Annotated in this window: 7 protein-coding genes; 2 read left to right on the top strand and 5 right to left on the bottom strand. The window is 34.7% G+C overall.

The window, feature by feature from the left end:
* Nucleotides 1-60: 60 nt before the first annotated feature.
* Nucleotides 61-3,261 (bottom strand): TonB-dependent receptor, encoded by a 3,201-nt coding sequence (locus ACMHJ2_RS16360; protein WP_413513935.1) that lies wholly within the window; start codon nt 3,259-3,261, stop codon nt 61-63.
* Nucleotides 3,262-3,406: 145 nt separating this feature from the next.
* Nucleotides 3,407-5,776: an outer membrane beta-barrel protein gene (locus tag ACMHJ2_RS16365; RefSeq protein WP_413513936.1), complete on the bottom strand. Its 2,370-nt coding sequence runs from the start codon at nt 5,774-5,776 to the stop codon at nt 3,407-3,409.
* Between the two features lie 126 nt (nt 5,777-5,902).
* Between ACMHJ2_RS16365 and ACMHJ2_RS16370 the strand changes: the two genes are divergently transcribed.
* Both ACMHJ2_RS16370 and ACMHJ2_RS16375 read left to right on the top strand, forming a co-directional pair.
* Nucleotides 5,903-7,231: a sensor histidine kinase gene (locus ACMHJ2_RS16370; protein ID WP_413513937.1), complete on the top strand. Its 1,329-nt coding sequence runs from the start codon at nt 5,903-5,905 to the stop codon at nt 7,229-7,231.
* Nucleotides 7,224-7,898 (top strand): response regulator transcription factor, encoded by a 675-nt coding sequence (locus ACMHJ2_RS16375; protein ID WP_413513938.1) that lies wholly within the window; start codon nt 7,224-7,226, stop codon nt 7,896-7,898. The genes ACMHJ2_RS16370 and ACMHJ2_RS16375 overlap by 8 nt, the downstream gene beginning before the upstream one ends.
* On the opposite strand, the gene ACMHJ2_RS16380 is transcribed toward ACMHJ2_RS16375, so the two are convergent.
* From ACMHJ2_RS16380 to ACMHJ2_RS16390, 3 genes are all read right to left on the bottom strand, one after another.
* Nucleotides 7,895-8,716: a tetratricopeptide repeat protein gene (locus tag ACMHJ2_RS16380; RefSeq protein ID WP_413513939.1), complete on the bottom strand. Its 822-nt coding sequence runs from the start codon at nt 8,714-8,716 to the stop codon at nt 7,895-7,897. The genes ACMHJ2_RS16375 and ACMHJ2_RS16380 overlap by 4 nt on opposite strands.
* Nucleotides 8,706-9,296 (bottom strand): peptide deformylase, encoded by a 591-nt coding sequence (gene def / locus ACMHJ2_RS16385; protein ID WP_413513940.1) that lies wholly within the window; start codon nt 9,294-9,296, stop codon nt 8,706-8,708. Before def ends, ACMHJ2_RS16380 begins: the two co-directional genes overlap by 11 nt.
* A 93-nt stretch (nt 9,297-9,389) precedes the next feature.
* Nucleotides 9,390-12,626 (bottom strand): AsmA-like C-terminal region-containing protein, encoded by a 3,237-nt coding sequence (locus tag ACMHJ2_RS16390; protein WP_413513941.1) that lies wholly within the window; start codon nt 12,624-12,626, stop codon nt 9,390-9,392.
* Nucleotides 12,627-12,819: the final 193 nt, after the last annotated feature.

Raw genomic sequence — 12,819 nt, forward strand, 5'->3', positions numbered from 1 at the left:
ATTACGCTATCTTTTTTTTAACCTTCTAATTAAAACATCAAGATATTAACTAGGATACTCTTAGTTGAAACTATATTTTAAACCTACTTGAATTTGGTAAGGTGTTCCTCTTTTAATAGGTGTTCCTTTTGTATTCACTCGGTAATTAAATTCTTGTTGTGCTTGATCGAAACCCGGTAATGCAGCAACATCCCCTTTTTTAGGTACTCCTAGGGCATATAAGGCTTGCGTTCTCATCGATTTATTAACGCCCCAATCTTTATTCAATAAATTCGCTAGGTTAAATATATCTGCGGACAATTCAAATTTGTGCTTTTCGTTAAGGGCAAAGGTTTTTGCTATACGTAAATCAAATACTCCAAAGAAGCCATTTTTACCTCCATTTCGCTCAGCGATCTTACCATAACTATTCTGGATGTAATCTTTCAAACTAGAACTAACCTCTGGGTTATCCATAATCGCTTGCAAACCCTCTTTGATATGTTGAGGAGTACGCGCATCATTGATATCAAAAATGTATGCTAAATTATTACTTGCACCTGCGAAATCTCCATTTGTATTTCCTCCTGACAATAGACTATAACGGGTTCCTCCAATGCCTGAAAAACGAACCCCCACATTTATTCCATAAAAACTTGGTGCATTTCCGTAAATAACCACCTTATGTCTAAAATGATTATCCGAATATGTCATCTTACTCAAATCTCTTGGATCATCTTTTACAGGTAATCCCAAAGTAGCCGAGTTTGCAACATTTCCATTATAGGATGTATTGTCTTTGGTTGAATTCCAAGTATAACTTACTGCAATATGACCGTCTTTATAATAATTGTAATTGGTATCAAATACAAAAGCATAGTTATCTACTTTTCCTTCGCTTACTAACTCTAATACACGACCTAGTTTGTCTGTTTTTCTTCCTTGTTTCCAATCGGAAGCTCCATTGGCTAGAATTGTACTACCTGGTACATAAACGCCTCTTCCTCCTTCATTTTCTAAAGTAAAAAATGGAGTGTCTACCATATTTCTATCTTTGTAAAAGTAGTTATTACGCGCAAGGTTCATATAACCCGTCGCTGTTACTTTAAACTTACTGCTAAAGAAATGGGTATAAGAAAGGTTTGCTTTATATACCATGGGCACTTTTACCTCTTTTCCTGTAAAGTTAATCGTACTCAACTGATGCTGTTCTAAGGATGGAATTGTACTTTTGTCTCGTCGGTAAGCATTAAAATCAGGTACAGGAACATCGGCTCCCATTACGTCAACCGTTGCTAATTTACTACCGTCAAACGTTAGGTTGTTAATTAAAGCATAGTTATTAATATCTGAACCAAAAATTCCTCCACCTAAACGAATGTAATCTGTATTGTTTTCGTTGATGTTCCAATTAAACTGTATACGAGGTTGAACAATTAAGGATTTAAATTTATTATCTGTTCTTAATCCCAACTCATCATATACCAATTGGTTAAACTGTGCGGTAGGGTATTTGGCATAATCCATTCGAAGTCCCAATGTCATATCTAATCCTGGAAATAAGGCCGTTTGCATCTGTGCGTAAATACCTGCATTAAGAATATTTCCATCTACAGCAATATCATCCGATAAAGGAACCTCTCTATAGAATCTATATGGCCTAAGGTTGTCAAAACTATCCATAGAAGAATAACCAAGTGTTGGGTCTGTATTAAAATGGAAACGTCCATTCACTTCACTTCCATACACAGAGTTGGAATTTGTTTGCATCAAATCCATTCCAAAGGTATACTTCACTTTATCTGTATTGTAATACAAGTTATTGACGATTTGAAATACATTATTAGTGAATTTTTCTTGTGCAAAACGATGTCCACCAAGCTGTATATTAGCCGAACGCACGGCATCGCCAACCGTAGAAGTAACGTTTTCTACAATGGCACGTGGAATATACCATCCTGGTAACTCATCACTTTGATGGCTATCTTGGAAGGTATATAAATATTGAACTTTTAATTCATTGGTCACTTTCGAATTAATATTCGACCTCAAGGTGGCTAACAAGCTGTTATCAACACTTTTATCTGTTCCATAGGACTCGTATAAATTAATTTGTGTATTATCTCCCAATCCCAAAGGATTGTAATCATACGTCAAATTATTTCGAACCGTCAATAAATTATTCTCATTGATTTGCCAATCTAAACGCAAAAAAGCAGCATCTGAATTTCTTCTTTTATCAAAAGTCCCGTATTGGGGTGCATTTGATACCCCATATTTATTACGAGCAATACCGACAAATTTTTCTAAGGTTTGGTTTGTGATTCCGAAACGATCTTCATCAGCAGGTCCTTTTATATCCGCAATAATTAAGGAACGCGTATCCAACTGATGGTCCCAAGCGATAAAATAATGTAGTTTATCTTTAATAATCGGACCGCTTAAGGATAAGCCGTACTGATACGTAGAATAATCCGTTTTCCCTTTCTTATTTCCATTAATATCATAGGGACTAGACAACCAATCGGCGCGCATATAAGAAAACATCGATCCTGAAAACTCATTCGTTCCGGATTTAGTTACGGCACTCACCGTTCCACCACCACTGCGCCCAAGGGTTACATCATACTGATTCGTCACTACTTGAAATTCACGTACTGCTTCCATCGAGATTGAATACGGTGCTCCACTTCTACTCGTTGTTGCACCTCCAGACGTTGGATTTTTAGCTGTAGTACCATCAATCGTAAAGTTAATGGATGAACCTAATTGTCCACCTATAGATCCGCCATTCGATAAAGGTGATAAATCCGTTAGGTTAGCAAAATTACGCCCATTAATCGGCAAGTTTTTAATCGAATTTGCCGTAAACGTTGTAGCTGCACCCAAAGATTCTTTTTGATTTTTTAAACTTCTTCCTTCGATAATAATCTCATCTAATTGCTGATCTTGTTCTCCGATAACCAAATCCACAAAGACATTATCTCCTTGATTTACATAGTAACCCGACTTTTTAAATTCAACACCTGCTTCATCTTGGGTCATTACAAGATAAGGTCCTCCCAAAGGAATTTCTTTAAACACAAACTCTCCACTTGCATTCGTCTTTGTACGTGTGGTAAATCCTGTAGAGGTATTTCTTATTAAAACTTCTTTTCCTTGTTGAATGGCATTGTCTTGCACTACGATTCCTTGAATAGAAGCTTGTGTTGTTTGTGCAAAAACTTGTGCACTGAACAACATCGAACACACCCATCCTGCTAAATGTAATTTTCTTTTCATTACGTTACTACTTGGTTAATTAATAGAGACAAAACTAAGGGTCTAGTATTACCTGTTAATTTAGAGTACGTAAAAAAAACATCATGATTAGAGCAGCAAAGCTCTAAAATCATTAACAAGACGTTAACAAAGTATAACCCAACATTTATAACCTATCTTTCTCTTGCATATCCAGTTCTTTTGCACTGTATTTTATTTTTTGATTTCCGAAAGTATACTTTAACCCTATAGCAAAACCTTGCGTATCACTATAATCTTTAAAGTAGTTATTCTGATTTGCATACTTCGTACTAATAATCTGTCTATCACTTCCGAAGATATTATATACATATAAATTCGCAGACCACTTACTCTTAGTAAAATCGCGACTCATAATAAAATCCGTACGTTGATAGCCCCCTATTTTGAATGATCCTTGTACCGTTGGGGTATCAAAACTATACGTTAACATGGCTTTCCAGTTACTTTCTTTATCAATATCTATGGCCGTATTCAGGCGTCCACCAAAAACGAAAGCATCATTCTTGTGTAATTTTTGATCTACACCATAAAAATAATCTTCTTGCTGTTGAATATATAAAAAGGAGTTGACCGACCATATCGGCAAAATTTGGTACGTATAATTGACAATCAGACCCGCTAGTTGTCTTTTATCAATATTGGTATAATGATAAATAAGCATATTGGTTTGGTCTTCTTGATAGGAAATTTCCATGGAAGGGTTCACTTCTCGGTTATAAAAGAGCTCTACATTTAATTCATTGAAATTATAGTTTAAACTAAAATTATGGCTTATTGCGGCTTTCAAATCGGGGTCCCCTTGAAAATAAGAGAACAAATTATAATAACTTTTTGCAGGATTCATCCATGAATAAGACGGACGATCAATTCTTTTGCTATAGGCAAAACTCAATTGTTGGTTCCCTGTCAACTCATATTTCAAATAAGCCGTCGGGAATAATTTGAAATACGATTGATCAGCACTTCCTACACCACTACTTTTGGTTTGAATTCCCGTGTATTCTCCTCTAATTCCCGCTTTAGCTTGCCATTTTCCCCATTGTTTGGTATAAGAACCATAACCTGCCCAATTGATTTCTTGGTAATCAAAAACATTGCTTTTTTCTTTGTTGAATTCAGTATTTTCAATCGCCTGGTCAAAAAAATCCAAACCATATAAAGCCTTTACAATACTGTATTTTCCGCCAAGCTCCCATTTAGAGGTTTCACTGTCTATTGAATAGTCTATTCCTGAAACAGCCAATCGGGTACGTTGATTATCCTTGGTAGCAAAAAATTGTTTCGATGGGTCTTGATTTTGAAAATGGAGTTCTGTTAATACTTCTTGATTATCTTTTTGATTATCATACGTAAAATAAGAAGACCACAGTAATTTTTTATCCGTACTAAAATGTTTATCTAACATAAAATACCCCGTATAGGTATCCATATTCGCTCGTTTTTTATTAAAGGTAGTATAGGAAGATTCAACGAGATTCTCCGGATTATAAATCAACGTAGGAATTACAAAATCACCTTTTGTTTGCTCGTTGATATAACCGTTACCTCCTACAGTAAGGGTAAGGGTACTATCCAATTTCACATCCGTTTCTACTTGAAAACTATGTCTGCCTTTCATCTTGTTCATACGAGTCATCACACTACTCCATCGATCTCCATTTTCATAAAGCACATTATCTTCATTGTATCTTACGGTTTTTCCATTGCCAAAAGAATAACTCCCTGATATATTGATCTTCTCTCCTGTATAAGTGTGCTGGGTACTCAATGTATTATAAGCATACGTCGTTTGTTTAAAACGCTCCGAAATACTCCCTTTATATCCCAATAAATTATTCTTTTTTAATTTTATATTCAGCACTGCATTTCCTTGTGCCTCATATTTGGCAGGGGGATTCGTAATTACCTCTATTGCTTCAACTTGCGTTCCCTCTGTTCCTTCAAGCATAGCTTTTAATTGTTCACCCGTCAACATTACTTTCTTATCATTAATCGTCACCAAAATACTTTGACTACCGCGTATACTCAAATTATCCCCAATTGAAGTAACACCAGGCGTCTGCTTGACAATATCCCATGCATTACTAGTTGCTAAGGGCGTATCTTGTACATTAAAAACTAATCGATCGATTTCTCTTTTTATCGTTGGTCGTTTGGCTGTAATTATCACTTCATCCAAGAGTGCAGTATCTTCAAGTAAAGTTATAACTGAAGGAATGCCAGCATCGAGGTGAACAACTTGAACCTGAAAACCTACATACTGAAATTCTAAAGTGCTAAAACTTTGTTTTGAAAGAATCTGATACTCCCCTTGTTCATCGGTATAAAATGAGTCTATAACTACTCCGGCATCATCTTTCAACACCACGGTTACGAAAGCCAACGCTTCTTGCTTTTGATCAACTACCTTTCCTTTTACTATCAAATCCGTAGGCTGTGCATACAATAGTGCACTCATCAATAGTAGCACTAGAAAAATAACTATACGTCCCATATTTTCTTTAATTTTAAGCAAAGATGTTACAAACACAATATGAAACGGGTTAATGAACGGTTAATGAACGGTTAACTCCCTAAAGAGCCATTCGCTCGAATTTATTTTATGCTAAATTTGTATGCTATGAAGTATTATAAACCCAAATATTATTTGATTGCTTTTAGCTTATTCTATCTGCTGCTACTAGGGATAATGGTATTTTATTTTGCACAAGTTTTAGAACTGAAGAAAAAAGAGATTCACAGCATAGCACATGAAAAAATTGATGCATTAGAACCCGTGTTATCCTTTGAAAAAGGATCCAAAAAAAAGGACAATTTTATTTATCGTGCTGTATTGGATTTATTGCAAAAGAAAACAACTTTAGAAGAAATAAAAAGCAAGAATCGCTCTCTTTTTGAAGCGGCTAATTTAGATGCTACAAAAAAAATTGATAGTACCTTTCGCGAGTTAGGCTATAAAGTTGCTTTTCGCATTGACCTGACTGATGTGATTATCAATTCCACCAAAGAAAACCTATTGTTAGAGCCTATTACTATTCTACAGACAGAAAAAGACGTAAAGAAAGCACATCGCATTAATTCTTCTGAATGGGAAGTAGAAGAAAGCAGTACAAATAAATCTGATGAAACCTGTATAGATTGCCCTATAGATTACAAAAATCACTTTACCGTTAAACAAGAAAAATACATTGAAGTAATCAACTTTAACCGCATAGCCTTTCGAGAGCTTTTTCCGTTGTTATTAGGCTCCTTTCTCATTTGCACTTTTATTCTAATCTTGTATTATATCACGTATAAAACCATCAAGAAAAAAGAACAGGAAGTTTTGAGCTTACACAATATGGTTGATAATGTTTCACATGAGTTTAAACTCCCTATTGCTACGTTAAAATATGGTTGTAATAATCTTCAGCAAGAATATAATTCCGCAACGATAGAACTTATTCAAAGGCAAGTTAGTCGTTTAGAACGCCTACAAAATCAACTTGGTGGTTTTGTAGAAACCACAGATCATGCCTTTAGTAAAGCTGATTTAGTGCAACTCCTAGCTGATCTAAAACTAAAAAACGAACACGTTTCCTTTACCTTAGCTTGGGATTTAGATGATAAACTGAATTTTCCTCAAACTGAAATAGAAACTATTCTTTTAAACTTGCTTGAAAATAGCATTAAATATGGGGGTACAGCTATTGTATGTACCCTAAAGGAGAACGAGGGTAAGTTGTGCATTCAAGTTGCTGATAATGGAATTGGAATTGCAAAAGCAGAACAAAATCTAATTTTTCAAAAGTTTTATCGAGTTAGACATCACAATATCCACAATACCCTTGGCTTGGGAATTGGTCTGTATCAAGTCAAACAAATTGTAGACAGAAGAAAAGGCCGGGTTCAATTAAAAAGTAAATTAACAGAAGGAACAACCTTCACTATTCTTTTACCCTATGTATAAAATTCTCCTCGTTGAAGATGATCTCGATTATGGTACTGTGGTTAAACAGTATTTGGAATTTAGTGGTTTTGACGTTATTTGGACTTCTTCTTCTGAGGAAGTAGCTACCTTATTACAAAAAACCACCTTCAATTTAGCTATTTTGGATATTATGCTTCCTCTGAAAGATGGTTTTACTTTAGCAAAAGAAATTCGCCGAGATAATCCGCAGATTCCCTTTCTTTTTTTAACGGCTAAAAATCAAAATATCGATCGATTAGTAGGTTTAAAATTAGGTGCGGCAGACTATATTTCGAAAACTTGTGATCCTGAAGAACTAAAATTGCGCATTGACAATATACTCCGTTATACCCAAACAGAAACAAATGCGGTATATCATTTAGGTAGTTACACTTTTAATCCCAATCACCTACGATTAGAAAATTCCAAAAACAAATATCAACTAACCGAAAGAGAAAGAGATTTACTTTTACTTTTTATCCAACATAATAATTCTATACTAACGCGCGAATTAATTCTAACCAAACTATGGCCATCCGCAGATTATTTTAATGGACGAAGTTTGGATGTATTTGTCACGCGTTTGCGCAAATATTTAGCGGAAGATGATGCCATACAAATTAGCAGTATTCGAGGCGTTGGTTTTAAAATTGATTTAGCGCTTTAATCATACACAAACTGTTTGAAAAATTCTTCTTTCACACCGGCTGTATCTTGTATGAGTTGCAGGGCTTGTTGGCTTTCCTTTTTCCACTTCTCCTCTTTGGTACTTAGATACAATTCGTATGTGGTGAGTGCATAATTAGCTAAATAATCGGTTGTTGTACCAAAACTCTCTTTACTCCTTTCAAAAAACTCAAGCGCCTTTTCATATTGGGTATTCATTCGCAATAGAATCGCCTTAATCAAATAAATCTCTTGCTCTCTATCTTTCGTTAATCCCCCTGATTTTTTGTATTTGGCTAAGGTACGGTCTGTATTAACCAGTCCCTCTACAACATCACCCAAAGAAGTTGCTGTTAAACTCAACCCATAATACCCTTCGGGACTATTTGGAAAATACTCTTTTACTTCTTCATATTTTTTTCGAGCCAATCCCACATTTCCAAGACGTAAAGCCGATTCAGCTAAAGCCGTTTTAAAACCTAAATTAGGTTGTGTGACTAAACTATCTGCATAATACAAATACGAATAAGCAGCCTCGTCTTTGTCTTGCTTAATCAAGGCTAAACCTGTATAATAATAGGCATCACATAAACGCTTATCCAATTGAATAATTTGAAAAAAAATTCTTCCCGCTGTATTAGAATAGGCTGTTTTTTCTAAAGCTGAAAAACCCGTTTCATACAAGTCAATTATTTCTTTACTCTCGGTTGGACAGGCCAACGTTAAAACAGAATAAGCTGGCTTATCTTGCGCGTGACCAGCGTTTGGCAGCCCGAGGCAAACGACTAGAAACAATAGCTTATACAAATTAAACTTCATATACCAAAGGAATCTCTTCTGTTGCATCCCTGTACTTACGCTGTACTTGTTCCTCAATTCGATCGGTAAATAATACACCATTTAAATGATCATACTCATGTTGCAAAATCACTGCGGTATATCCTTCAACCACTTCTTGGTACTGCTTCCCTTCTAAATCAAAATAGGTAATGTGAACCGCTAAGCTGCGATAAACAGTATCATATCGATCTTCAATAGATAAACATCCCTCTTGTCCTTGCTGAAGTAAAGTAGAATACCAAACAATTTGAGGGTTAATAAAAAATTCAAAAGGCTCATTTATTTTATCATAACGCTTAACCAAGAATATCCTTCTATTGACTCCTACTTGGGGTGCAGCAATCCCCACACCTGAACGATCTCCATCCGTAACTGTTTGATACATCCGAGCAATTAACGTTTTCAAATGAACATCCGTTGGATTAATTTCAATGCAATTTGCTTTCAAAACTTGTAGCTCTTCTAGAACTGTATCTTGATAGATATGCATCGCCTTTGAATGATCTCCACGTGTAATTAATTCTATTTCCTCTTGGGTTAATGAAATGATTTCTCTCATCCTGCTTTTATTTCAAAATCTTAAAGTAAAAATACTATTTCTAGACATGCAAAAAAAAGAAAAAGCTAGAGATTCACACTCTAGCTTTTAAATTTATGCTGCTTTTTCTTCTTTCTTACTTACTTCAGTTGAACTAGGTAATTGCCCTTCCGGCGTTAAGCCGTTCTCTGAACCTGGTTCTGGCTGCTCGTCTTCGTCTTCGTCATCAGAAGGTCGCCCTAAAACATCACTTGCTTTATATCTTCCTAATTTTATTTTGAAATTATCTGACGTTCCTTGAATACGCATGGGAATACCAATAATCCCCATCGGAGGTAAACCCAATCTAAATCCAATATTCATTTCTCCATCTAAGCTAATCTGTCCCTCGAATCTAGGTCTAAAACCTGCCATTTTCATTCGAGTACGCTCAATGGTCATCACATTATCTTTTATCGTCGTTTTAATCTCTACATCTGAAACTTTCCCCTCTTCTAAGGATTTAGTATCTGTTTCTTTTGCAATTGCTCCAAGTAAATTAAATCCTTTAAACTCAATATTTTCTAAGGTCATAGATCCACTACCAGCCAATGATCGAAATACAGGAAACATATTTTTATCCAAATTACCCCCTAATTGATAATTCAAAGAAACTTGTCCATAGGCATCTTTTGCCATAGTAACCATTTCTCTAAACAAAGTAATCTCTTTATAAGCTCTCTGAATATCAAAATCAGAAGCCTTAATTGCATAATCAAACTTAGCACTTCTAAATCCTGTTGGTTGATAACTACCATTCATGTTAACCTTTGTACCGATTAAACCGAAATCAGTATTTTGCAGTTCAATTCTCCCGCCATTTACAAGTAAGCCACCTTTAAAATTTTCTAAATTATATTCGCTATACTTAATTTTCTTAGCGACAGCATCAAATAAAATATTTAAGTTCTTAGGTACTTGAATAACCCCAGATCCAGAAGAAGGAGATCCTCCTTTTCCGTTTGAGGCATTCTTTGTATCAAACATCATAAATTCATCTACATTGACATATTGACTTTCAAAAGTGAACTTTCCTTGTAGCGTATCCTCTTTTAAGATATAATCAAGAACATTCGTTAAGTATCCTTTCATGTTAATTTCGGAAGTACCATAACTAGCTACAAACTTTTCAAAGCCCATTTTTTCTTTAAAAAACTTAAATATCCCTTTTTTGATATGCAGAGGATAAGGGAACATCTCAGAGCGAATACGGATATTATCAATTTCAAATTTCCCTCCGTTTTTCAACTTATCGAAATCACCCTTCAACGCGTCACTTTGCAATCCTTTTAAAAATAAGCTTGTAATAATCTTCCCGTTAACATCTATGCCATCTACTTTGAAAATTTTGTAAATATCTCCAAGATTAATCGTTCCTTTTGATTGAATATTATAATTAAGATTATTCAAATTATATAAACTTGCGGCTAATTGAAAAGGTTCATTGGCAATTTTAAAATTAATAGGTAAAACTTCAATCGATAAGTCATTGATTGATCCTCTAGAACTTTTTACAATGGTGTGAATTTGAATGTCTTCAATTGGCAATTCTGGCAAACGCTTAAGTTGCACATACCCATTGGTCAATTTAATTTCTGTATTGATAACTGGGAATCGTTTGCGTTTCGGTTCATAACTCCCCTTTACCGTTCCATCAATCTTAAAATTCCCATGCAATACCGCTTCATCAAAAGGAATAAACTCTTTGATGTTGTCAAAATCAATAGCCGCCTCAATTCTTGCATCAACATCGTACGTTGACAAATTATTTACTGCAAAATGTCCTTTGATAAAATTATCCATGGCTAAAAGATTCAAATTATCAATGCGAAACTTGATATCTCTAATTTTTGAAGTAGGCCCTTCTGCTTTAACATCAAAACTAATTTCTTTCAAAGCCTGAGGTAAGCTATCCAATTTAAAATAACCATTGCGAATCATTCCATTAAAATCAAAAGTTGGAATACTAGTAATTAGCGTATCGCGTTTCACTGCTCGAAGTGTACGCGTTTCTACAACACCTTTAGCAAATTGTCCATCAACTACGCCTTTAATCTTAAGATCACCTTTCAATTCAAAACCTGTTAATCCTAGGGATTTTTGGATCAAATCTAAGTCTAAATCCAAATCAACAGAACTTTGAATAGTCGGTTTCTCAAAACCACTCGTATGTAGTTTAATATCACTTTTGCGACCTGCAATAGCGAAACTAAGTTGATTGATTAAGATCTCACTTTGCTCCATATCCAAAGAAGGCATCTTAAATTGAAAATCCAACGTTAAATCCTTAATCGGGTCAACTACATTACCATGCTGAATAAGTCCCTTACTGATGGATAAATCTAAATTTACTGAAGGCTTAATTGAGTCTAAAGCTAAAAACTTTCCTTCCAGGTTAAACTTGCCATCAACAACACCCTCAAATTTTGTTTGATCAAACCAACCTTGGTACTCTGGTGGAACCAAAGACAACAATTCATTTAAACTCGCCTGCTGTGTTTTGATATCAAATAACATATCATAACCATTCTCAATAAAGCCAAATCTTCCGACAAAACCCACAATTAAATCCTTAATTTTCAAATCATTCTTTTGAAACTCAAAGGTTAATGATTCGGTATTAATTAGCGTTTCTAAGTCAGCCAAAATAGGCTTTTCTTTCACATAAAAAACATTTTCAAAACTGAAATCAAAAGATTGAATTCGGACTTTACTTTTCAATTGAAAAACAGCTTCACTCATATTTCCACTCCCCAAGTAATCAAAACCCGTTGCTGAAAAATACAAATTCCCTGCTTCATCACAATAGCGCAATAGCGCATTTTTAATTTCTAACTGGTCGATTTGCAAATCAAATCCTTTCTCTTCTTCATCTTCCTTATCATCCGTAGATTTAACAACCATATAATTGGCTTCTCCTTTTTCATTGACTAACAAGTCTATAACAGGAGAGTTGATAAAAACACGATTAAAACTAATTTTGGAATCTAATAGACTCATCATATTAATTCCAAGTCCTAATTCTTTCGCTTCGAATAACTTAGCAGACTGTAGAGAATCCACTTGTACACCTTCAATACTAGGGTTAGTAATAGTCGCTGTTAAATAGGGAAACTTTTTATAAAACGACACATCAATATCATCAAATGCTATTTCCCCTTCAATCGAATCGGCAAGCAACTTTTTAATTTCTTCATTGATTGTATCTTTAAAAAAAACAGGGAGAATGTACATCAACCCCAAAATAAAAACAACTAAAGCCCCTAAAGCAATAGCTATTCGTTTAACAACTTTTTTTCCAGAAAAACTCATACTTATGTTCTATACAAATTGTGCATAAATAAACCTATTACTTCACAAATTAGGATGTAAAGTTATAACTTCTTCTTGGTTTATGAAATAAAAATAGTGAATAGTAAGTGGTGAATTATAAAGGTGAAGTGTGAAGAGTTATGGGTTATGAGTGAAGAATACTCTTCCCTTCACCCATTTCTCATACCTCATA

The sequence above is a fragment of the Myroides odoratus genome, assembly GCF_965118575.1.
GTDB lineage: Bacteria > Bacteroidota > Bacteroidia > Flavobacteriales > Flavobacteriaceae > Flavobacterium > Flavobacterium odoratum_B.